This is a genomic window from Streptomyces sp. NPDC028419, from assembly GCF_055565515.1.
On sequence record NZ_JBVHUE010000016.1, the window covers coordinates 94796 to 115095 of the forward strand.

Annotated in this window: 24 protein-coding genes and 1 pseudogene; 5 read left to right on the top strand and 20 right to left on the bottom strand. The window is 73.9% G+C overall.

Translation table 11 applies throughout. The features are described from left to right. Nucleotides 1-11 precede the first annotated feature (11 nt). From ACZ4UB_RS19975 to hisI, 4 genes are all read right to left on the bottom strand, one after another. A complete protein-coding gene (locus ACZ4UB_RS19975) occupies nt 12-269 on the bottom strand; it encodes an HGxxPAAW family protein (protein WP_354383959.1) in 258 nt (85 codons plus the stop codon). Nucleotides 270-399: 130 nt separating this feature from the next. Further along, nucleotides 400-1071: a TIGR02234 family membrane protein gene (locus ACZ4UB_RS19980; RefSeq protein WP_468071794.1), complete on the bottom strand. Its 672-nt coding sequence runs from the start codon at nt 1069-1071 to the stop codon at nt 400-402. A gap of 14 nt (nt 1072-1085) precedes the next feature. Continuing rightward, entirely contained in the window at nt 1086-2576 is a 1491-nt protein-coding gene (locus ACZ4UB_RS19985) for an anthranilate synthase component I (RefSeq protein ID WP_354383957.1), read from the bottom strand. A 15-nt stretch (nt 2577-2591) separates the two neighbouring features. Next, a complete protein-coding gene (hisI, locus tag ACZ4UB_RS19990; protein ID WP_354383956.1) occupies nt 2592-2963 on the bottom strand; it encodes a phosphoribosyl-AMP cyclohydrolase in 372 nt (123 codons plus the stop codon). Nucleotides 2964-3047: 84 nt separating this feature from the next. Between hisI and ACZ4UB_RS19995 the strand changes: the two genes are divergently transcribed. Beyond that, nucleotides 3048-3680: a TIGR03085 family metal-binding protein gene (locus ACZ4UB_RS19995; RefSeq protein ID WP_468071796.1), complete on the top strand. Its 633-nt coding sequence runs from the start codon at nt 3048-3050 to the stop codon at nt 3678-3680. A gap of 9 nt (nt 3681-3689) precedes the next feature. Here the strand turns inward: ACZ4UB_RS19995 and ACZ4UB_RS20000 are convergent, their stop codons facing one another. From ACZ4UB_RS20000 to hisD, 10 genes are all read right to left on the bottom strand, one after another. After that, nucleotides 3690-4883 (bottom strand): winged helix DNA-binding domain-containing protein, encoded by a 1194-nt coding sequence (locus ACZ4UB_RS20000; protein WP_468071798.1) that lies wholly within the window; start codon nt 4881-4883, stop codon nt 3690-3692. A 67-nt stretch (nt 4884-4950) separates the two neighbouring features. Then, nucleotides 4951-6159, bottom strand: a complete 1209-nt coding sequence (locus ACZ4UB_RS20005; RefSeq protein ID WP_468071800.1) for an MFS transporter — start codon at nt 6157-6159, stop codon at nt 4951-4953. 35 nt (nt 6160-6194) lie between these two features. Further along, nucleotides 6195-6950 carry an imidazole glycerol phosphate synthase subunit HisF gene (gene hisF, locus ACZ4UB_RS20010; protein WP_404015572.1) on the bottom strand — a complete coding sequence of 252 codons (756 nt, stop codon included), beginning with the start codon at nt 6948-6950 and terminating at the stop codon, nt 6195-6197. Further along, entirely contained in the window at nt 6947-7342 is a 396-nt protein-coding gene (locus tag ACZ4UB_RS20015) for a RidA family protein (protein WP_468071802.1), read from the bottom strand. Before ACZ4UB_RS20015 ends, hisF begins: the two co-directional genes overlap by 4 nt. After that, nucleotides 7339-8085 carry a bifunctional 1-(5-phosphoribosyl)-5-((5-phosphoribosylamino)methylideneamino)imidazole-4-carboxamide isomerase/phosphoribosylanthranilate isomerase PriA gene (gene priA / locus ACZ4UB_RS20020; RefSeq protein WP_468071804.1) on the bottom strand — a complete coding sequence of 249 codons (747 nt, stop codon included), beginning with the start codon at nt 8083-8085 and terminating at the stop codon, nt 7339-7341. The genes ACZ4UB_RS20015 and priA overlap by 4 nt, the downstream gene beginning before the upstream one ends. Continuing rightward, complete coding sequence (gene hisH, locus ACZ4UB_RS20025; RefSeq protein ID WP_354383949.1) at nt 8085-8762, bottom strand: imidazole glycerol phosphate synthase subunit HisH; 678 nt, start codon at nt 8760-8762, stop codon at nt 8085-8087. Before hisH ends, priA begins: the two co-directional genes overlap by 1 nt. Beyond that, nucleotides 8759-8926: a hypothetical protein gene (locus ACZ4UB_RS20030; protein WP_354383948.1), complete on the bottom strand. Its 168-nt coding sequence runs from the start codon at nt 8924-8926 to the stop codon at nt 8759-8761. Before ACZ4UB_RS20030 ends, hisH begins: the two co-directional genes overlap by 4 nt. Before the next feature lie 2 nt (nt 8927-8928). Then, nucleotides 8929-9522 (bottom strand): imidazoleglycerol-phosphate dehydratase HisB, encoded by a 594-nt coding sequence (gene hisB / locus ACZ4UB_RS20035; RefSeq protein WP_328298154.1) that lies wholly within the window; start codon nt 9520-9522, stop codon nt 8929-8931. After that, nucleotides 9519-10646, bottom strand: coding sequence for a histidinol-phosphate transaminase (locus ACZ4UB_RS20040; protein WP_468071807.1), 1128 nt, complete (start codon nt 10644-10646; stop codon nt 9519-9521). Before ACZ4UB_RS20040 ends, hisB begins: the two co-directional genes overlap by 4 nt. Continuing rightward, nucleotides 10643-11965 carry a histidinol dehydrogenase gene (gene hisD, locus ACZ4UB_RS20045; protein ID WP_468071809.1) on the bottom strand — a complete coding sequence of 441 codons (1323 nt, stop codon included), beginning with the start codon at nt 11963-11965 and terminating at the stop codon, nt 10643-10645. The genes ACZ4UB_RS20040 and hisD overlap by 4 nt, the downstream gene beginning before the upstream one ends. 136 nt (nt 11966-12101) lie before the next feature. Between hisD and ACZ4UB_RS20050 the strand changes: the two are divergent. From ACZ4UB_RS20050 to ybaK, 3 genes and pseudogenes are all read left to right on the top strand, one after another. Beyond that, a pseudogene (locus ACZ4UB_RS20050) lies at nt 12102-13701 on the top strand (oxidoreductase). Continuing rightward, on the top strand, nt 13614-14555 hold the full coding sequence (locus ACZ4UB_RS20055; RefSeq protein WP_468071811.1) for an LON peptidase substrate-binding domain-containing protein: 942 nt from the start codon (nt 13614-13616) through the stop codon (nt 14553-14555). The pseudogene ACZ4UB_RS20050 and the gene ACZ4UB_RS20055 overlap by 88 nt, the downstream one beginning before the upstream one ends. A gap of 38 nt (nt 14556-14593) precedes the next feature. Continuing rightward, nucleotides 14594-15097, top strand: coding sequence for a Cys-tRNA(Pro) deacylase (gene ybaK, locus ACZ4UB_RS20060; RefSeq protein ID WP_354383943.1), 504 nt, complete (start codon nt 14594-14596; stop codon nt 15095-15097). Between the two features lie 18 nt (nt 15098-15115). On the opposite strand, the gene ACZ4UB_RS20065 is transcribed toward ybaK, so the two are convergent. Continuing rightward, nucleotides 15116-15562: a nuclear transport factor 2 family protein gene (locus ACZ4UB_RS20065; RefSeq protein WP_468071813.1), complete on the bottom strand. Its 447-nt coding sequence runs from the start codon at nt 15560-15562 to the stop codon at nt 15116-15118. A 137-nt stretch (nt 15563-15699) separates the two neighbouring features. Here ACZ4UB_RS20065 and ACZ4UB_RS20070 point away from each other — a divergent pair, with 137 nt between their 5' ends. Beyond that, complete coding sequence (locus tag ACZ4UB_RS20070) at nt 15700-16272, top strand: TetR/AcrR family transcriptional regulator (RefSeq protein WP_354383941.1); 573 nt, start codon at nt 15700-15702, stop codon at nt 16270-16272. A gap of 3 nt (nt 16273-16275) precedes the next feature. Here ACZ4UB_RS20070 and ACZ4UB_RS20075 read toward each other — a convergent pair whose 3' ends face one another. The 5 genes from ACZ4UB_RS20075 to ACZ4UB_RS20095 form a co-directional block, all read right to left on the bottom strand. Continuing rightward, nucleotides 16276-16854: a hypothetical protein gene (locus ACZ4UB_RS20075; RefSeq protein WP_468071815.1), complete on the bottom strand. Its 579-nt coding sequence runs from the start codon at nt 16852-16854 to the stop codon at nt 16276-16278. Nucleotides 16855-16945: 91 nt separating this feature from the next. Then, nucleotides 16946-17350: a hypothetical protein gene (locus ACZ4UB_RS20080; protein ID WP_354383939.1), complete on the bottom strand. Its 405-nt coding sequence runs from the start codon at nt 17348-17350 to the stop codon at nt 16946-16948. Between the two features lie 263 nt (nt 17351-17613). Further along, nucleotides 17614-18288 (bottom strand): hypothetical protein, encoded by a 675-nt coding sequence (locus tag ACZ4UB_RS20085; protein WP_468071818.1) that lies wholly within the window; start codon nt 18286-18288, stop codon nt 17614-17616. Nucleotides 18289-18322: 34 nt separating this feature from the next. After that, the gene (locus ACZ4UB_RS20090; protein WP_468071820.1) at nt 18323-19153 is read right to left on the bottom strand and encodes an ABC transporter permease; all 831 of its coding nucleotides are present in this window, start codon (nt 19151-19153) and stop codon (nt 18323-18325) included. Continuing rightward, the gene (locus ACZ4UB_RS20095; protein WP_468071822.1) at nt 19150-20184 is read right to left on the bottom strand and encodes an ABC transporter ATP-binding protein; all 1035 of its coding nucleotides are present in this window, start codon (nt 20182-20184) and stop codon (nt 19150-19152) included. Before ACZ4UB_RS20095 ends, ACZ4UB_RS20090 begins: the two co-directional genes overlap by 4 nt. Nucleotides 20185-20300: the final 116 nt, after the last annotated feature.

A 20300-nucleotide genomic window follows, 5' to 3' on the forward strand; every position in this document is an offset into this window, starting at 1 on the left:
GCTCCGGAACATCAGACCTTCGCGGCCTTGGCGGCCTTCGCGGCGGCGATGACCGTCGCGAGGTCCTTGTGCTCGGCCTTCGGCGCGCCCATGCCCGCCGCCTTCATCGCCATGCCGACGACGCCGCCCAGCGCCACGATGACCAGTCCGGCGATGAAGCCGGTCAGGTTCGCCAGCACCATGAAGGCGCCGGACACGCAGAAACCGACGAAAGCGATGATGACACCGGTCCAGGCGGCCGGGGTGTGTCCGTGGTCAGTGCCCGCCATGAGTTGCTCCTCGTTGGTCTGTGTTGGTCTGTGTTGCTCTGTCGAACGCGTCTGTACGACCGCCCGGCCATCGTTTTCCTCATTGTCCCGCACCCGGGACGCCCCTCGCGCACGGGGGGTGAGCAGGCTTTCAGCGCCCGCTCGTGGGGTCCTCGCCCCGGTCCAGCGCCTTCCACAGGTCCTCCGGCCGGTCCGGGTCCACCACCGGCGCCTTGCGTGGCCGGGGCGTGCCGTCGCGCTCGTAGCGACCGCCCATCGCGGGCCAGCTCCGGCCGAAGCGCAGGGCCAGCAGCCCGGCCAGCAGGATCAGGAGCGCGCCCCCCGCCGTCACGTACGGCCACGCCGTGTGGGTCAGCGCGGCCGCGTGGGCGGCGGTGTCCGCGGTCGTACGGGCGGCCGCGTCGTCCAGCGCCGCCCGGTCGCCGGCCCCCGCCAGCGCGGTGAGGACCGCGCCGAGGCCGCTCAGCGCGAGCAGGGCGGAGACCAGCAGCCGGCTGCGGCCGCGTACGGCGAAGACGGCGACCAGGGCCGCGAGGGCCACGATGGCCAGGGCCGCGGGGACCCCGGTGACCGCCCGCCCGTCGGCCGACAGCGGCAGCGCGCCGCCCCCGGCCGCGGCGGCGGTGCCGCGCGCCCAGGTCCGGCCCGAGGCCAGCAGGACGACGGTGGCGCCGAGCGCGCCGAGCAGCAGGGCCGCGGCGACGCTGCGGCGGCTGCCGCCGCCGCGCGCGGCGGCCGCATCGGCTTCCGGGTCGGCGGCGGGATCGGTTCGGGGTGGGGGTACGGCGCTCACGTACCCCACTATCCCCTACCGCTTCAGGCGGAGTGGAGCCGGTTCGCCGCTCCGACCGCGCGGAGCACCGCGGCAGCCTTGTTGCGGCACTCGGCGTCCTCCAGCTCGGGCACGGAATCGGCCACGACCCCGGCTCCGGCCTGCACGTACGCCGTGCCGTCGCGCAGCAGCGCGGTGCGGATGGCGATGGCCGTGTCGGCGTCACCGGCGAAGTCGAGGTAGCCGACGCAGCCGCCGTAGAGCCCGCGGCGGGAGGGCTCCAGCTCCTCGATGATCTGCATGGCGCGCGGCTTGGGCGCCCCGGACAGGGTGCCGGCCGGGAAGCAGGCGGTCAGCACGTCGAAGGCGGTCCGGTCCTCGGCGACGCGGCCGGTGACGGTCGAGACGATGTGCATGACGTGCGAGTACTTCTCGATGCTCATGAAGTCGACGACCTCGACGCTGCCGGGTTCGCAGACCCGGCCGAGGTCGTTGCGGCCGAGGTCCACGAGCATGAGGTGCTCGGCGCGCTCCTTGGGGTCGGCCAGCAGCTCCTCGGCGAGGTCGTGGTCCTCCTGCGGGGTGGCGCCGCGGTGCCGGGTACCGGCGATGGGGTGGACCATGGCCCGCCCGTCCTCGACCTTGACCAGGGCCTCGGGGCTGGAGCCGACGACGTCGAAGCCGTTCTCGAAGCGGAAGAGGTACATGTACGGGGACGGGTTGGTGGCGCGCAGCACCCGGTAGACGTCCAGGGCGGAGGCGGTGCAGGGGGTCTCGAACCGCTGCGAGGGCACGACCTGGAAGGCCTCGCCCGCGCGGATGCGTTCCTTGACGTCCTCGACGGCCGCCTGGTACTTCTCGCCGCCCCACAGGGCCGAGTACGCGGGCAGCTCGGAGGCCGGCAGCGGCGCGGGCGTGTACGGCGCCGGGCGGGAGAGGTCGGCCTCCATCGCGTCGAGCCGGGCGACGGCGTCGGCGTACGCCTCGTCGACGCCCGTGTCGAGGTCGTTGTGGTTGATCGCGTTGGCGATCAGGAGGACCGTGCCGTCCCAGTGGTCGAGGACCGCGATGTCCGAGGTGAGCAGCATCGTCAGCTCGGGGAGTTCGAGGTCGTCGCGGGTGTGCTCGCCGATCCGCTCCAGCCGGCGCACGATGTCGTAGCCCAGGTAGCCGACCATGCCGCCGGTGAAGGGCGGCAGACCGCCCGAGAGGTCGCGCGGGGTGTGCAGGGCCTCGACGGTGGCGCGCAGCGCGTCGAGGGGGTCGCCGGTGGTGGGCACGCCGACGGGCGGGGTGCCGATCCAGTGCGCCTCGCCGCCGCGGACCGTGAGGGTCGCGTCACTGCGGACGCCGACGAAGGAGTAGCGCGACCAGGAGCGGCCGTTCTCGGCCGACTCCAGCAGGAACGTGCCCGGGCGCTCGGCGGCCAGCTTGCGGTAGAGGCCGACCGGGGTGTCCCCGTCGGCGAGGAGGCGGCGGCTGACGGGGATGACCCGGCGGTCGGCCGCGAGCTTGCGGAACGTTTCAAGATCCATGGCGTGCGACCTTACCTATTCGGCTTCGGCGGGGCGGAGGAGGACGTCGGTGTCGAAGCAGGTGCGGGTGCCGGTGTGGCAGGCCGCGCCGACCTGGTCGACCCGGACGAGCACGGTGTCGGCGTCGCAGTCGAGGGCGACGGACTTCACGTGCTGGAAGTGGCCGGAGGTGTCTCCCTTGACCCAGTACTCCTGGCGGCTGCGGGACCAGTACGTGCAGCGGCCGGTGGTCAGGGTGCGGTGCAGGGCCTCGTCGTCCATCCAGCCGAGCATGAGCACCTCACCGGTGTCGTACTGCTGGGCGATGGCGGGCACCAGACCGTCCGCGGAGCGCTTGAGGCGCGCGGCGATCGCGGGGTCGAGGGAGGACGTACTCATGGGGACCATTGTGCCGCGCGGGGCGGGCGATTACGGAGGACTGTCCGCCTGATGAGCAGGCGCGGGGCCGGTTCCGGTCGTAGGCTGGCCCGCATGTCTACCCATGCGAAGCGTGAACGACTGCTGCTGGCGGACCTGTTGGAGTCGGCGGGGCCCGAGGCCCCGACGCTGTGCGAGGGCTGGCGGACCCGGGAACTGGCGGCGCACGTGGTGGTGCGGGAGCGTCGGCCGGACGCGGCGGGCGGGATCCTGCTGAACGTGCTCAAGGCCCGGCTGGACAAGGCGATGGCCGAGTACGCGGCCAAGCCGTACGAGGAACTGATCCAGCTGATCAGGACCGGCCCGCCGAAGATGTCGGTGTACTCGCTGAAGCAGATCGACGAGGCCGCGAACGCGGTGGAGTTCTACGTCCACGCGGAGGACGTGCGCCGGGCCCAACCGGACTGGTCGCCCCGCGAGCTGGACCCGGTGTTCTCGGACTCGCTGTGGTCGCGCCTGGAGAAGCTGGCCCGCCTGACGGGCCGCCGCTCCCCGGTGGGCCTGGTGCTGCGCCGCCCGAACGGCCAGACGGCGGTGGCCCACAAGGGCACGCCGGTGGTCACGGTGACGGGCGATCCCGGCGAGCTGACCCTGTTCTGCTTCGGCCGTCAGGACGCGTCGCGGATCGAACTGGACGGCGAGAAGGACGCGGTGGCGAAACTGACGGCGGCGAAGCTGGGCCTCTAGGCCCTGTCGTCAGTCGCCCGGGCCCGGTCCCGCCGAGAGTCGCCGCTCCAGCGGGGTGCGCATGCTGGGGCGTACGCGCAGGTCGCCGAAGAAGGCGGCCAGGCGTGCGCTCTCGGCCTCGATGGCGCGGCGGGCGTCGCGGCCGGGGTCGGATCCGGTCAGGAGCGCGGTGACGATCTCGCCGTCGGGTCGCTGCGTCCAGCCGCCCACGATCCGGCCGTCCCACCACAGGGTGGGCCCGATGTTGCCGTTGTTGTCGAAGAGCTCGGGGACGTGGGCCGGGTCCAGGTACCAGTCGCGCTGGATCCAGCCCATGGGGGTGGGGTCGAGCGAGGGCAGCAGGACGGCGGCGGGTTCGGGGGCGGCGGGAGCCTCCAGCTGGGCGGGCAGGGCGTGGGCCGGCCCGTGGCCCAGGTCGACGTCGACGGTGTCGATCCGGGCCAGCGCCTTGCGGGTGTCGGTGAGCGTCCAGCCGGTCCACCACTTGAGGTCCGCGGTGGTGGCGGGGCCGAAGGCGGCGAGGTAGGCGGCGGCCAGTTCGGCCCTGGCCAGGTCGACGGGCAGCTCGGGGTGGGGCTCGGCGGGCATCCAGCGGAACTGCGAGGAGGCCCAGCTGCCGAGCGGGCGTCCGCGGCGGATGCGGCCCTCGGCGGCGAGCACGGACAGGACCCGGCTGGTGATGCGCGGCCTGGCCTCGTAGGGCTTGCCCGGCGCCACCACGATCACCTCCTTCAACCGGGGCACCGCGTCGGCGAGTTGGGTCGCCGACGCCTCCCCGCGCTCGGCGAGGGCGGCGAGCACGGCGGCCTCGGTCCGGGCCAACCAGTCGGCGTCGTGACCGAGTTGCTCGGCCAGCACCTTCAGGAGCCCGGTGCGCTCGCGGGCGGCCACGGCGCGGGCGGTGGAGGCGTCGACGACGGGGGCCAGGGCGCGGGGCACGACGAACATGGTGCGGCGCATGCACAGCATCCGCGCCAGGCTCCGGTCGGTGTACAGGGCCCGCTCCAGCTCCGCCGCCGAGGGGGTGGCCATCCGGGCGGCCGCGCTGAGGTACACGCTGGCGGGATCGGTGGCGTGCAGGGCGAGCAGGGCGTCGACGACCTGCTCGGGGGTGGCGGCGCGGGTCGCGGGCGTCAGCAGGTGGCGCGTCACGAGCAGGGCGCGGCGGTGCTCGTCGCCGATTCTCGGCCGGGTGGCGGTCATGGCGCCACGCTAAGGGGGCAGGCGGACAGATCCCGTCCTACTTCCCGCGCGCCACGCGTACGGGCCCTCAGGCGAAGGTGAGCTCCGCCCGGCGGACCAGGGGCGCGGCGGTGCCGACGACGGCGCCCGCCATGCTCAGCGCGCCACCCGCGAGGAACACGGGGACGATGCCCCACAGCTCGACGGCCACGCCGAAGGCGGGGTAGGCCAGCGGGGCCAGGCCGACGGCGGTGAAGGCCATCACCGAGCTGACCCGACCGAGGTACGAGGGGTCCGTGGCCGTCTGGATGAGGGCGATGGCCAGGCCCCCGCAGATCCCGCACACCAGGCCCCCCGCCACCGCGAGCCCCACCGCGACCGGCAGGCTCGGCGCCAGGGCCAGGGCTCCGATGGCGGCCGATCCGACGATCAGGGTGAGGTTCTGCACCGCCCCCGCCCGCGGCACCCCGCGCACCAGGGTCAGCAGCAGGGCGCTGGAGGCCGCCCCGGCCCCGAAGGCCCCGACGACCCAGCCGACCCCCGACGCGCCCCAGCCGCGCTCCTCGGCCAGGAGGAGCAGGCCGACGCTGAGCGGGGCGGACGTACCGAGCTGGCTGAGGGTGCCGGAGAGGATCAGCGGGCCGATCAGACGGTGGTGGCGTATGTAGGCCAGGCCCGAACGCAACTGCTGCCAGGGGGATTCCGGGCGCCCTTCCCCCGGCGCGTCGGACGCCGTCGGCAGCGGGCCGAGGCGGACCGCCACCAGGAGGGCCAGGGAGAGCCCGAACAGGGCCGCGGCCACCGCGAAGGCGGCCGCCGGGCCGCCCAGCCCCATGGCCAGACCGGCCACCGGCGGCCCGGCGGTGTTGCCCACGCGCTCGACCAGGCTGCGCAGCCCCTGGACCCGGACGAGGCGCCCGGGTCCGGCGATCCGCGGCGGCAGCGCCCCCACGGCCGGCATGAAGAGCGCGTCGACGGCGCCGAACAGCAGGGCGACGGCGACCAGCAGCCACAGCCCGGGCGAGGTGAGGGCGACCACCGCGGCCAGGGCGAGCACCACCGCGCAGCGCACCGCGTCGGAGGAGATGACGACCAGGCGGGGGCCGAAGCGGTCGGCCACCACTCCCCCGCCCAGCATCAGCAGGGCGCGCGGCACCGCCCCGGCCGCCATGACCAGGCCGACCTGCGCGGGCCCGGCGGTCTGCGCCGCCGCCCAGCCGAGGGCGAGGAAGTAGATCCCGTCGCCGACGAGCGAGGCGGCGTAGGCCGTGAGCCAGCGCCAGACGTTCCGGTTCATCCGAGTCCCCCCAGACCCGTCGGCGGACGGACGTCTCAGCGGACCGGGTGTCCGGCCCCCCGCAGCGCGTCCTTGACCTGGCCGATGCGCAGGTCTCCGAAGTGGAACACCGAGGCCGCGAGCACCGCGTCGGCGCCCGCCGCGACCGCCGGGGCGAAGTCGGACAGTTTGCCCGCGCCGCCCGAGGCGATCACCGGGACGCTGACGTGCTGGCGCACGGCCGCGATCATCTCGGTGTCGTAGCCGTCCTTCGTACCGTCGGCGTCCATCGAGTTCAACAGGATTTCCCCGGCGCCGAGTTCGGCGGCGCGGTGGGCCCATTCGACGGCGTCGATGCCGGTGCCCCGGCGGCCGCCGTGGGTGGTGACCTCGAAGGTGCCGGCCGCGGTGCGCCGTGCGTCGACGGACAGGACGAGGACCTGGCGGCCGAAGCGTTCGGCGATCTCCTGGATCAGCTCGGGGCGGGCGATGGCGGCGGTGTTGACGCCGACCTTGTCCGCGCCCGCGCGCAGCAGCTTGTCCACGTCGTCCGCGGTGCGCACGCCGCCGCCGACGGTGAGCGGGATGAAGACCTGCTCGGCGGTGCGGCGCACCACGTCGTAGGTGGTCTCGCGGTTGCCGGAGGAGGCGGTGATGTCGAGGAAGGTCAGCTCGTCGGCGCCCTCGGCGTCGTACAGCTTGGCCATCTCGACGGGGTCGCCGGCGTCGCGCAGGTTCTGGAAGTTGACGCCCTTGACGACCCGGCCGTTGTCCACGTCCAGGCAGGGGATCACCCGTACGGCCAGGGTCATGCGCTCTCTCCTCGGTAGGCCTCGACCTCGACCTCGACGACCAGGCTGGGGTCGATGAAGCCGGACACGATGATCATGGAGGCGGCGGGCCGGACGGCGTCGAACAGCTCCTTGTGCGCGCGGCCCACCTCGTCCACGTCCCGGGCGTGCGTGATGTACATCCGGGTGCGCACGACGTGCTCGGGGCCGAGGCCCGCCTGCGCGAGGGCGTCGAAGGCGACCTTGAAGGAGTTCATGGCCTGCTCGTAGGGGCCGCCCGCGGCGATCTGGCCGCCCACCACGGAGGTGCAGCCGGAGACCAGGACCAGACCGTTGGGGAGGGCGACGGCGCGGGAGTAGCCGACGGCCTCCTCCCAGGGGCCGCCGGAGGAGATCTTGCGCACCTCGCTCACAGGGCCACCGCCTTCAGGGCCTCTTCGAGGGTGAAGGCCTTCGCATACAGGGCCTTGCCGACGATCGCGCCCTCGACGCCCTGCGGGACCAGCGCGGCCAGTGCCCGCAGGTCGTCCAGCGAGGAGATGCCGCCGGAGGCGACGACGGGCCGGTCGGTGGCGGCGCAGACGTTCGTGAGCAGCTCCAGGTTGGGGCCGGTCAGGGTGCCGTCCTTGCCGATGTCGGTGACGACGTAGCGGGCGCAGCCTTCGGAGTCCAGGCGGGCGAGGGCCTCGTAGAGGTCGCCGCCCTCGCTGGTCCAGCCGCGGCCCTTGAGGGTCGTGCCGCGCACGTCGAGCCCGACCGCGATCTTGTCGCCGTGCTCGGCGATGACCTTGGCGACCCAGTCCGGGGTTTCCAGGGCGGCGGTGCCGAGGTTGACCCGGGTGCAGCCGGTGGCGAGGGCCGCGGCGAGCGTGGCGTCGTCGCGGATGCCGCCGGAGAGTTCGACCTTGATGTCCATGGCGCCGGTGATCTCGGCGACCAGGGCGCGGTTGTCACCGGTGCCGAAGGCGGCGTCGAGGTCGACCAGGTGCAGCCATTCGGCGCCGGAGGCCTGCCAGGAGAGGGCGGCCTGGAGCGGCGAGCCGTAGGAGGTCTCGCTGCCGGACTCGCCGTGCACCAGGCGGACCGCCTGGCCGTCGCGGACGTCGACGGCGGGCAGCAGCTCGAGCGTGCCCGCCGGGTTCACCAGATTCGCCATCAGAGAGTCTCGATCCAGTTGGTGAGGAGCTGGGCACCGGCGTCGCCGGACTTCTCGGGGTGGAACTGGGTGGCCCACAGGGCGCCGTTCTCCACCGCCGCGACGAAGGGCTCGCCGTGCGTGGCCCAGCTGACCTTGGGGGCGCGGATCAGCGGGTTGGTGACTTCGAGGCTCCACTCGCGCACCGCGTAGGAGTGCACGAAGTAGAAGCGCGCGTCGTCGTCCAGGCCGGCGAAGGCCTGGCTGTCGGCGGGTGCGTCGACGGTGTTCCAGCCCATGTGGGGGACGATCGGGGCCTTGAGCGGCTCGACCGTGCCGGGCCATTCGTCGAGGCCCTCGGTCTCCACGCCGTGCTCGATGCCGCGCTCGAAGAGGATCTGCATGCCGACGCAGATGCCCATGACCGGGCGTCCGCCGGAGAGCCTGCGACCGATGATCCAGTCGCCGCGGACCCCCTTGAGGCCGCGCATGCAGGCCTCGAAGGCGCCGACGCCGGGCACCAGCAGGCCGTCGGCGTCCATGGCCTTGTCGTAGTCGCGGGTGATCTCCACCTCGGCGCCGACGCGCGCGAGCGCGCGCTCGGCGGAGCGGACGTTGCCGAAGCCGTAGTCGAAGACGACGACCTTCTTGGTGGGCCGGGTGGGCCGGGCGGTGCGGGTGGGGGTCTCGTCGCTCATTCCCAAATCCCTTGGATGCGCAGGACTCCGGCGGCCAGACACATCGCGGAGCCGATGGCGAGCAGGATGACGACCGACTTGGGCATCTTCTGCTTCTGGAAGGAGTAGACGCCGCCGGCCAGGAAGAGGCCGAGGACGATCAGGATGGTGTTGAGGCCGTTCACGGTTAGAGGGCGCCCTTCGTGGAGGGAAGGATGCCCGCGGCGCGCGGATCGAACTCGGCGGCGTAGCGCAGGGCCCGGGCGAGGGCCTTGAACTGGCACTCCACGATGTGGTGGGCGTTGCGCCCGTACGGGACGTGGATGTGCAGGGCGATCTGCGCCTGCGCGACGAACGACTCGAAGATGTGCCGGGTCATGGTCGTGTCGTAGGACCCGATCATCGGCGCCATGTTCTCGGGCTCGGTGTGCACCAGGTAGGGGCGGCCCGACAGGTCGACGGTGACCTGGGCGAGGGACTCGTCCAGCGGCACCGTGCAGTTGCCGAAGCGGTAGATGCCGACCTTGTCGCCGAGGGCCTGCTTGAAGGCGGCGCCCAGCGCCAGCGCGCTGTCCTCGATGGTGTGGTGGCTGTCGATGTGCAGGTCGCCCTCGGTCTTGACGGTGAGGTCGAAGAGGCCGTGGCGGCCGAGCTGGTCGAGCATGTGGTCGTAGAAGCCCACACCGGTGGACACGTCGACCTTGCCGGTGCCGTCGAGGTCTATCTCGACGAGGACCGAGGTCTCCTTGGTCGTCCGTTCGACTCTTCCGATGCGGCTCATGCCTGCTGCTCCTTCTTCAGTGCGCGAACCGCTTCCAGGAACGCGTCGTTCTCGGCCGGGGTGCCCGCGGTGACCCGCAGCCATCCTGGTACGCCGTTGTCCCGGACCAGGACGCCCTGGTCGAGGATCTGCCGCCATGCGGTGGGGGAGTCCGCGAACGTCCCGAACTGCACGAAGTTCGCGTCGGACGCGGTGACCTCGTAGCCCATGGCGAGCAGTTCGGTGACCAGCCGGTCGCGTTCGGCCTTGAGCTGCTCGACGTAGCCGAGCAGGGTGTCGGTGTGTTCCAGGGCGGCCAGCGCGGTCGCCTGGGTGACGGCGGAGAGGTGGTACGGCAGGCGCACCAGCTGTACGGCGTCCACGACGGCGGGGTGCGCCGCGAGGTAGCCCAGGCGCAGTCCGGCGGCGCCGAAGGCCTTGGACATGGTCCGGGAGACCACCAGGTTCGGCCGGCCTTCGAGCAGCGGCAGGAGCGAGTCCCGGTGGCTGAACTCGACGTACGCCTCGTCCACGATCACCAGCGACGGGCGGGCGGCCTGGGCGGCCTCGTAGAGGGCCAGGACCGTCTCGGCCTCGACCGCCGTGCCCGTCGGGTTGTTGGGCGAGGTGATGAAGACGACGTGCGGGGCGTGCTCCGCGATCGCCCGGGCGGCCGCGTCCGCGTCGATGCGGAAGTCGTCGCGGCGCGGACCGGAGATCCAGTCGGTGCCGGTGCCGCGGGCGATCAGGGCGTGCATCGAGTACGAGGGCTCGAAGCCGATCGCGGTGCGGCCGGGTCCGCCGAAGGTCTGGAGCAGCTGCTGGAGGACCTCGTTGGAGCCGTTGGCGGCCCATACGTTCTCCCGCGCGACCGGGTGCTTGCCGGTGCGGGTGAGGTAGGCGGCCAGCTCGGTGCGCAGCTCGACCGCGTCCCGGTCGGGGTAGCGGTTGAGGGTGCGGGCGGCCTCGGCGACGCGCTCCGCGATGCGGGCGACGAGCTCCTCGGGCAGGGGGTACGGGTTCTCGTTGGTGTTGAGCTGGACGGGTACGTCGAGCTGCGGCGCGCCGTAGGGGGTCTGGCCGCGGAGCTCGTCGCGGATGGGGAGGTCGTCGATGCCGAGATCGGCGTTCACGGGCCGGGTCACCGCTGGGGAACCTTCCATCCGAAGCGCGCCTTGAGGGCGGCGCCGTGCGCGGGCAGGTCCTCGGCCTCGGCGAGGGTGACCACGTGGTGGGCGACCTCGGCGAGGGCGTCGCGGCTGTAGTCCACGATGTGGATGCCGCGCAGGAAGGACTGCACGGACAGGCCCGATGAGTGGCAGGCGCAGCCGCCGGTGGGCAGCACGTGGTTGGAGCCGGCGCAGTAGTCGCCGAGGGAGACCGGGGACCACGGGCCGACGAAGATCGCGCCCGCGTTGCGCACCCGGGCGGCCCAGGCGGCCGCGTCGGCGGTCTGGACCTCCAGGTGTTCGGCGCCGTACGCGTCGACCACCTTCAGGCCGTCCTCCAGGCTGTCGACCAGGACGATCGCGGACTGGCGGCCCGCCAGGGCGGGCTTGATCCGGTCCTCGACGTGCTTGGACGCCGCGACCTGCGGGGCCAGCTCGCGCTCGACGGCCTCGGCCAGCTGGACGGAGTCCGTGACGAGGACGGCGGCGGCCAGCGGGTCGTGCTCGGCCTGGCTGATCAGGTCGGCGGCGACGTGCACGGGGTCGGCCGTGGAGTCCGCGAGGACCGCGATCTCGGTGGGGCCGGCCTCGGTGTCGATGCCGATCTTGCCGGTGAAGTAGCGCTTGGCGGCGGCGACCCAGATGTTGCCGGGGCCGGTCACCATGTTCGCCGGGGCGCACTCGTCCGTGCCGTACGCGAACATCGCCACGGCCTGGGCGCCGCCGGCCGCGTACACCTCGTCGACGCCGAGCAGCGCGCAGGCGGCCAGGATCGTCGGGTGCGGCAGGCCGTCGAAGTCGGCCTGCGGCGGGGACGCGAGCGCGATCGATCCGACGCCCGCCTCCTGCGCCGGGACGACGTTCATGACCACGGAGGACGGGTACACCGAGCGGCCGCCGGGCGCGTAGAGGCCCACGCGCTCGACCGGGACCCACTTCTCGGTGACGGTGCCGCCGGGGACGACCTGGGTGGTGTGCTCGGAGCGGCGCTGCTGTGCGTGCACGATCCGGGCGCGCCGGATCGACTCCTCCAGGGCCGCGCGGACGGCCGGATCCAGTCCCTCCAGGGCGGCCTTGATGGCCTCCTCGGGAACCCGGATCCGCTCCAGCACGACCCCGTCGAACTTCCGCGCGTACTCGATCAGCGCCGCCGTGCCACGATGATGGACGTCCTCGCAGATGGGCCGCACCTTGTCCAGGGCGGCCGCTACGTCGAACTCGGCACGGGGCAGCAGATCGCGCAGGGCGCCCCCCTCGGGGAGGGAGTCGCCGCGCAGGTCGATACGAGAGATCACCTCCCAATTCTCTCAGACCGCATCTCGCCGCCGTTCGTCCGTATCACTGGCTGATACGCGCCCCGGTCGTCACCGGCGTCACCTAGCGTTTCGGATACACGGGGTGACGGGGGAAGACAGCTGAAGGGGGGCCGCCGTGGCGGAGCCGCGTCCGGGCGAGGAGCCGCAGGACCTGACGGAGCCGGAACGACGGATGTGGAGCGCCTTCCGCACCGGCAACGTCTGCGACCTGAGCGCGCGGGTCGCCGTCGAGGACGATCCGCACGGGGACCACGTGTGGGGGCCGGCGCGCAGCGTGCGCGCGCGGGTGGTGGCGCTGTTGCTGCTCCACGGGCCGCCGCCGGTGCCGGGCCGGGTGTCGTCGCTGAAGCTGCGGGGCGCGCGGATCACCGGGCGGCTCGATCTGTCCGGCGGCGCGGTGGACCCGTACGTCGAGGTCCAGTCCTGCCGCTTCGACAGCGAGGTCCAGCTGTCCGAGACCCGGCTGGGCACGCTGCGCCTGGTCGACTGCGCGGTGCCCCGCCTCGACGCGGCCCGTCTGCACACCGCGGGGGACCTGCACCTGTTGCGCTGCCGGGTGGCCCGCGGGATCCGGCTGACGGACGCGCAGATCGGCACCGATCTGTTGATCAGCGAGCTGGTCGTGCAGCGGGACAACCGCGGGCGGGCGATCGCCGCCGACGGCATGTCGGTGGCGCAGGACTTCCAGGCCGACCTGATCAGGACGTACGGAGAGGTCAGCCTGCGCGGGGCCAAGATCGGGGTGTCGATGAGCCTGCGCGGGGCCCGGCTCAGCAATCCGTACGGGCGGCTCGCGCTGAACGCGCCCACCCTGACCGTCGAGCGGACCCTCTACCTGACCTCGATCGCCCTGTCGAGCGGGAACGGCGACCCGGGGGCCACTCCCCCCTACGGCTGGGGCCAGACGCCCACGCGCGGCGGCCGCGCCCGGCGCTTCGAGTGCCGGGGCGGGCTGCGGCTGGACGACGGGCGGTTCGGGGACGCGGTGGACTTCTACGGCGCCCGCTTCCTGCTCACCGAGGAGCAGGAGATATCGCTGCGCCGGATCCAGACCCCCGAGCTGCGGTTCGTGGGCGAGCAGCCGGAGCGGGGGCGGGTGGTGGTGTCGGGGGCGAAGGTGGTCAAGCTGGTCGACCAGTCCACCAGCTGGCCCGCGGCTCCGGGCGCGGTGTCGATGGAGGGGTTCGTCTACGAGAACCTGGCGCCCCGCGGCCACTTCCCGCTCGCCCGCCGCCTGGCGTGGGCGGAGGCGTCCACCGCCGAGTACTCCCCCGAGCCGTACGAGCGCCTGGCGGCCGTGCTGCGGGCCAGCGGGGAGGACGCGGACGCGCGGGAGGTGCTGCTCGCCAAGATGCGCCGGGCGCCGGGCGACGCTGCCGCCCGCGGCGAAGGCGTGGGGGTACCTGCAGGACTGGACGATGGCCTACGGGTACCGGCCCGGGCGGGCCGCGCTGTGGATGGCGGTGCTGTGGGCGGCGGGCGCGGTGCTGTTCTCGCTGCACGACCCGGAGCCGATCAAGGCGGACGAGCACCCGCAGTGGAGCGCCGCGCTCTTCGCCCTGGACCTGTTGCTCCCGGTCATCGACCTCGGGCAGCAGGGACAGTGGCTGCTCAAGGGCGGCTGGCAATGGGGCGCGTCCGTGCTGGTGCTGCTGGGGTGGGTGCTGGCGACCACGGTGGCGACCGGAGCGTCCCGGCTGCTGCGGCGCGGGTAGGCGGGGCGCGGCGCGGTGTGCGGCGGGAGCCGGGCGCACGCCCGGCGGGAAGCCGGTGCTACGCGGTGGGCGGACAAGGTGACGGGGGTGGCCGCCCGGCCACTACCCTGAGCCTCGTGACCACCGTTCGTCTGCCCCTCTTCCCGCTCAATACGGTGCTGTTCCCGGGACTCGTCCTCCCGCTGAACATCTTCGAGGAGCGTTATCGCGCCATGATGCGCGACCTGCTGAAGACGGGCGAGGAGGAACCGCGCCGCTTCGCCGTCGTGGCGATCCGCGACGGCCGCGAGGTGGCGCCCACCGCGCCCGGCCTGCCGGACCAGACGGCCCTGCCGGAACGCGGCCCGGCCGCGGGCTTCGGCACGGACCCGATCCAGGCCTTCCACCGGGTGGGCTGCATCGCGGACGCGGCGACGATCCGCGAGCGCGAGGACGGCAGCTTCGAGGTGCTGGCCACCGGGACCTCCCGGGTCCGGCTGCTCTCCGTGGACGCGAGCGGCCCCTTCCTGGTGGCCGAGCTGGAGGAGCTGCCCGAGGACGCGGGCGACAGCGCGGGTGCGCTGGCGGAAGGGGTGCTGCGGGCGTTCCGCTCGTACCAGAAGCGGCTCGCCGGAGCCCGCGAGCGGTCCCTGACGGGTGCCGAGCTGCCGGACGACCCCTCGGTGGTGTCGTACCTGGTGGCGGCGGCCGCCGTGCTGGACATCCCGTCCAAGCAGCGGCTGCTCCAGGCCCCGGACACGGCGACGCGGCTGGCCGAGGAGCTGACCCTGCTGCGGTCGGAGACGGCGGTCATCCGCCACCTGCCGTCCCTGCCGATGATCGACCTGACCCGCACCCCCACGAACCTGAACTGACGACGGCACGGCGAGCGAGGGCGGAGCGGCACGGCGAGATGGCGAAGAAGACGAAGCAGGGCGGCTCCGGCTCCGCCACCCCGGCCGTGGTGGCGCTGACCGCGGCGGGCGTGGAGTTCCGTACGCACGCCTACGCGCACGACCCGGCGCACGCGTCGTACGGCGAGGAGGCGGCCCAGGCGCTGGGGGTCTCCCCGGACCGGGTCTTCAAGACGCTGGTGGCGGACGTGGACGGGGAGCTGACGGTGGCGGTGGTGCCGGTGGCCGGGAGCCTGGACCTCAAGGCCCTGGCGGCGGCCGTCGGCGGCAAGCGGGCCGCGATGGCGGACCCGGTGCTGGCCGAGCGCACCACGGGCTACGTCCGCGGCGGCATCTCCCCCCTGGGGCAGCGCAAGCGGCTCCGCACGGTCCTGGACGCCTCGGCCTCGGCGCACGCCACGATCTGCGTGTCGGCGGGCCGCCGCGGTCTGGAGGTCGAGCTGCCCCCGACGGCGCTGGCGACCCTGACGGCCGCCACCCTCGCCCCGATCGCCCGGGGCTAGCTTTTCCCGGCGGTCGGGTTACGCGGCCCCGCCCTCCAGCGCCGCCACCAGCTGGGGCAGCTGACCGTCGGCCACGGCGAGGGCCAGGTGGTCGTGGTAGTCCCGGCTGCTGACGATCAGGCCGTCGCGGATCCGCAGGACCTGGATGTTGGAGACCTCGAAGGTCTTGCCGCTGGGCCGGTGGTGCACCTCGTAGTCGTACTCGGCCACGACCACCTCGGCGTCGTCCGTCCGGCGGACCACCACGTTGCGCGGGGTCAGCTCCAGCGGGGTGTGCTCGGCGACCTGCGCGAACCTCTCGCCGATCGCGGCCCGCCCCGCCAGGCGGCGCGGTCCCACCGGCGCGAAGACGCTCTCCACGACGGCGTCCTCGGCGTAGAGCCGGGCCAGCTCCGCGTACCGCCCGGCGGCGATGCCCTCGATCAGCTTCTGGAAGACTTCACTGGGTTCGGCTGTTTCGGACATGATCAACCTCCGGTGGAATCCGCGACCCTAATCGGACTGGTAACTCCGTTTAAACGATACGGACTGCCGAGTCCGGTTGTCCAGGGTGCGCGGCGTGCCCACCGGCGACCGGAAGAGGTGCAGAGGGTGGGAGAGCGATGAGCGGCGCCGCCGAGCGCCCCCTGCGGGCGGACGCCGCCCGCAACCGGGCCAGGCTCTTGGAGGTCGCCACGCAGGTGTTCACCACCCGCGGCGTCGGCGTGCCGACCGAGGAGATCGCCCGCAGCGCGGGGGTCGGCGTCGGCACGCTCTTCCGCCACTTCCCGACCAAGGAAGCGCTGCTGGAGGCCGTGATGGTGCGCCGGCTGGAGGACATCGCCGCCCGCACCGCGCGGCTCGCCGCCGGTTCCGCGCCGGGCGAGGCCTTCGCCGCCTGCTTCCGCCTGGTCGTGGAGCAGTCCGTGGGCAAGAACGAGTTCGCGCGGGCGCTCGCCGCGGCCGGGGTCGACGTCCACGCGTCCCTGCGCGGGCCGACGGAACAGATCCAGAGCCGGCTGGCCGAACTGCTCGCCGGGGCCCAGCGCTCCGGCGCGGTCCGCCCGGACCTGGAGCTGGCGGAGTTCCTCGCCCTCCTGGCCGGCACCAGCAGGGCCCTGGAGCAGCTCGGCCCGGACCCGGAACCCAGGGAACGGATCTTCCAGGTGGTCTTCGACGGCCTGCGCCCGCGCTGACCGCTACCGCGACGGCGCGGCGGCGCCGCCCGGCGGCGGGGGCGGCGCGTCGGCCAGGCTCTGGGCATCGGCCAGCTTCGCCGCGCTGGACACGAGCACGACGCCGTCGGCTCCCTTGGCCACCAGGTCGCGCGCCCGCCCGGGCACGACGGCGTAGGCGAAGTACCGGTGTGCCGGGTCGGCCCCGAGCGACTGGGTCACCACGAACCGCGGCCCCCCGTCGCCCACGTCGGTCCGCTCCAGGGAGGCGACCTGTGCGCCGACCAGCCCGTGGACGACGACGAGCTCCTTGGTGCCGTCGACGGCGAAGTTCAGCGGTCGGTCCTTCGCCGAGGCCGGCGGGCAGGCGATGCCCACGACCTTCGCCCGGATCGTGACCGCCGTGCACAACTGACCGTCCTGCCTGACCAGCTCGACGCGCCAGGGCCGGGCTCCCTCACGGCCCTGTGCCACTTGCGCCAGGGACTCCGCCCGGGGCCCCTCGGCCCGTGGGGCGGCTTCCGTCGTGGCGCACCCGTTCAGCGCGCCGGCCGCGAGCAGCGCGAACGCCGCGGCGGCGCTCCGGCTCCGGATCCTCTTCATCGCTTCCCCCCGTGTGATGACCGTGCGTCCCGGGGGGGGACGGCCGCGCCGCCTGCGCGACCGGCCGTCCCCCGCCCTGGTTCAGCGATGATCAGGAGTCGAAGCCGCCGCCGGCGCAGGGCGCCGAGTAGCCGTTGCTGAGGTTGTTGTTCTGGCCGTACCAGCGGGTGTAGTAGGCCGTGCCGCTCGAAATCCCGGAGCCGCCCTGGCTGTAGACCTGGTTGTCGGCCGGGTAGCTGTAGGTCGACGAGATCTTCGCGGAATCCCGGGTGCGGACGAGCTGCACGTAGAAGTACCGGGCGTCGCCGCCACCGCAGGCGCGGCCCTTGAGCGTGAAGCTACCGCTGCCCGCCACACCGTCGTAGCCGGCGTGGTAGCTGCCCGAGCCCCAGTCGTTCCACGCCCCCGCACTGGCGGTACCCGCGCCGAGCAGGGAACCGGCGACCGCCGCACCGGCGGCGAGGGTGAGGGCCAGAGACTTGCGCAACGTGCTCAACGTGATCTCCTCATGTCGATGAACCCGGAACTGCTCGGTAGTGCGGGGCTCATACGACAAGGGGAAACCCGAGCGGCGCTGGAGCGCGCCCGGAGCGGGCGCGGGCCCTTCGGGCCGGGGCCCGCCAGGTCGGTACGGGTGGCCGATCAAGGCGATGACCAGGGACGATCGTGCGGCGCACGGGGTGCGGTCACCGTCCGCTGGAGACGTGGACGGGGCTCGATCGCTGACCGGACGTGCGCGGGCGCGGGCCCGTCCGCCGGCTACTGCTGCGGCTTCTCGTCCGTCGGGGCGGACGGGGCGTGGACGTGGGCCGGGGGGTAGCTGTCGACCCAGGGGGCGGCGGTGACCGGGTCCCGGGGGGTGAACAGGGCCGTCAGGCCCAGGTGCACCGCGACGGCCGCCATCGGCCACGCCAGCAGCACCCCGTAGGCCAGCAGCTGGAGCGGCGCGTCGAAGGGCACGCCCTCGCCCGCCGCCTTCGCCCGGGCGACCAGGTCGCTGGAGGGCCCGAGCCACAGCCCCAGCCGCCAGCCCACGAGCGAGGCGAAGACGGATCCCAGGCCCAGCCCGACGGCCAGGGGCACGCCCCCCGCGCGCCGCCACAGGAAGGTGGCGACCGCGCTCAGCGCCCCCAGACCCGCCGACAGCAGCATGAAGGTGCCGTCCGAGCCGATCCGCGCCTCGCTCTCGGTGTCCTTGAGGTAGACCGCCTGCCCGTTGGAGACGTACTGGAGCCGGGGCGAGAGCCACATCCACAACAGCCCGAGCAGCACCCCGGCCACTGCGACGAGGAGGGCCACGGCGGCGCCGTCGCGGACCTCGGCGGCGGTCACCGCCGGGGAGCCGGTGGCTGCGGGCTGGTCGAGCACGCGCTCGTCGAGCACGGGGGCCTCGAAGGGGTCTCGGGGCGGCTGCGGGGTCACGGCTTCGGTCACCCCCACATCGTGCCAGGTGGAACCCGGCCCGGCGTCAGCGGACCGCCGCCCGCCGGTACGCCTTGGTCGCGACGAAGAGCGAGAGGACGCCGACCGCCGCGCACACCCCGAGGTCGAGGCCGACCGCGGCCCAGTCCGGGTGCGGGGCGAAGGTGCGCGCGAAGGCCTCCACGCCGTAGGTCGACGGCAGCAGGTCCCGCGCCCACACGATGACCGCCGGCATCCGCTCGGGCGGCAGCACCCCCAGCAGCAGCGCCGCCGACATGCCGAGCTGCCCCGCCAGCGTGGCCAGCTCCTGCCGCGGCGCCAGCAGGCCCAGCGCGGCGCCGAGCCCGGCCAGCGCGGCCCCGGCCAGCGGCACCACCGCGACGAGGATCCACAGCCCGCCCATCGGCAGCCCGAAGAGCACGCACCCGAAGACCGCGGTGACCAGGGTCCCGGGCAGGGTGAAGGAGGCGTAGGCGGCGGCCGCGCCCAGCACCACCGAGGCGGGCGGCACCGGCAGCGTGGCGTAGTGGTCGAGCCCGCCGCTCGCGCGCAGCTGGCCGAAGTACTGGGCCAACAGGTTCAACGCGACGAAGGCGACCACGAGGACCGACGACCCGGCGACCACGGCCCGCGCCTCGCTGCCGCCGCCCCCGTCCACCACGCCGCGCATCAGGATCATGATGCCGACGGACTGGAAGGTCGCGACGAACAGCAGCGGGATCCGGGCGACCCGGGCCCGGGAGAGCTGCGCCCGGTAGACGGCGGCCAGGGAGGGGAGGAACCGGGCCCGGGGGGCCAGCGGCTCGGGCGCGAGGGGCTCGGCAGGCTCGGCGGGCTCGGCCCCGGTGTTCGCGGAAACGTGCGCGGTGGTGGTCACGCCTTCACCAGGCCCTTCGTGCGCCCGCCCAGGGCGAGGTAGACGTCTTCCAGGCTGGGCGTGGCCAGGGTGAAGTCGTCGAGCGCGGCGAAGGCGGGGCCCCCGGTGACGGCGGCCACCGCCGCCCGCGCCTCGTCGGCGCCCAGGCGCAGGGTCCAGCGGCGCCCCGATTCCCCGGCCCGCTCCCGCAGCGCCGCGACCTCGGGGACGTGCAGCGGGGCGCTCTCGCGCCACACCAGGTCGAGCCGGACCTCGTCGGAGACCTCGGCCTTGAGTCCGGCCGGGGTGTCGCAGGCGATGACCCGGCCCTCGTCGATGACGGCGACCCGGTCCAGGACCGTCTCCGCCTCGATGACGTTGTGGGTGACCAGGAGGACCGTGGCGCCGCGCTCGGCGCGCCGCCGGTCGACGGCGCTCCAGACGGCCCGTCGGGCGACCGGGTCCATGCCGGTGGTGGGCTCGTCCAGGACCAGCACGGGCCGCTCCCCCACCAGCGCGGCGGCGAAGCAGGCGAGCCGCCGCTGACCGCCGGAGAGCTTCTTCAGCGGCCGGGCGGCGAGCGGGGTCAGCCCGAGTTCGTCGAGTACGGCGTCCCGCTCGGCCCGGGCCTCGCGCGCACCGAGCCCGCGCAGCCGCCCGGTGGTCTCGGCGGCCAGGGACACGGTCAGCTCGTCGAGGGCGGTGGACTCCTGGCCCAGGTAGGCCAGCAGCCGGGAGGCCCGCTCGGGGTGGCGGACGAGGTCGTGGCCGAGCAGGGTGACCGAGCCGGAGTCGGGCCGCAGCAGTCCGGTCAGCTGGCGCACCAGGGTGGACTTGCCGGCGCCGTTGGGGCCGAGCAGTCCGAAGATCTCGCCGCGGCGGACGTCCAGGTCGATCCCGTCGTTCGCGCGGGTGGCCGGCAGCGCCGGGACCCCGCGCCCGCCGCGGGCGGCGGCGTACGTCTTGACCAGGTCACGCACGGCGCAGACGACATCCCCCGGTCCTGCTGCCGCGGAACGCGTCCGTCCTGCCTGTGCTGTGCCCGTATTCACGAGGGAGCAGCCTACGGGGTTCCCGCGCCGGGGGGGGGGGGGGGGGGGGGGGGGGGGGGGGGGGGGGGGGGGGGGGGGGGGGGGATGTGAGGAGAGCGGGGGGAAAGAATTGGACC

Bases quoted from the DNA above. Each gene is read 5' to 3' on its own strand.
- ACZ4UB_RS20005 (WP_468071800.1), bottom strand. From the start codon at position 6,159: ATGAACCGGAACGTCTGGCGCTGGCTCACGGCCTACGCCGCCTCGCTC.
- ACZ4UB_RS20070 (WP_354383941.1), top strand. From the start codon at position 15,700: ATGAGCGGCGCCGCCGAGCGCCCCCTGCGGGCGGACGCCGCCCGCAAC.
- hisB (WP_328298154.1), bottom strand. From the start codon at position 9,522: ATGAGCCGCATCGGAAGAGTCGAACGGACGACCAAGGAGACCTCGGTC.
- hisI (WP_354383956.1), bottom strand. From the start codon at position 2,963: ATGGTCCCCATGAGTACGTCCTCCCTCGACCCCGCGATCGCCGCGCGC.
- ACZ4UB_RS19995 (WP_468071796.1), top strand. From the start codon at position 3,048: ATGTCTACCCATGCGAAGCGTGAACGACTGCTGCTGGCGGACCTGTTG.
- ACZ4UB_RS20000 (WP_468071798.1), bottom strand. From the start codon at position 4,883: ATGACCGCCACCCGGCCGAGAATCGGCGACGAGCACCGCCGCGCCCTG.
- hisH (WP_354383949.1), bottom strand. From the start codon at position 8,762: ATGAGCGACGAGACCCCCACCCGCACCGCCCGGCCCACCCGGCCCACC.
- ACZ4UB_RS20065 (WP_468071813.1), bottom strand. From the start codon at position 15,562: ATGTCCGAAACAGCCGAACCCAGTGAAGTCTTCCAGAAGCTGATCGAG.
- ACZ4UB_RS19985 (WP_354383957.1), bottom strand. From the start codon at position 2,576: ATGGATCTTGAAACGTTCCGCAAGCTCGCGGCCGACCGCCGGGTCATC.
- ACZ4UB_RS19975 (WP_354383959.1), bottom strand. From the start codon at position 269: ATGGCGGGCACTGACCACGGACACACCCCGGCCGCCTGGACCGGTGTC.
- hisF (WP_404015572.1), bottom strand. From the start codon at position 6,950: ATGACCCTGGCCGTACGGGTGATCCCCTGCCTGGACGTGGACAACGGC.
- ybaK (WP_354383943.1), top strand. From the start codon at position 14,594: ATGGCGAAGAAGACGAAGCAGGGCGGCTCCGGCTCCGCCACCCCGGCC.
- ACZ4UB_RS20055 (WP_468071811.1), top strand. From the start codon at position 13,614: ATGGGGCGCGTCCGTGCTGGTGCTGCTGGGGTGGGTGCTGGCGACCAC.
- priA (WP_468071804.1), bottom strand. From the start codon at position 8,085: ATGGCGAATCTGGTGAACCCGGCGGGCACGCTCGAGCTGCTGCCCGCC.
- ACZ4UB_RS20075 (WP_468071815.1), bottom strand. From the start codon at position 16,854: ATGAAGAGGATCCGGAGCCGGAGCGCCGCCGCGGCGTTCGCGCTGCTC.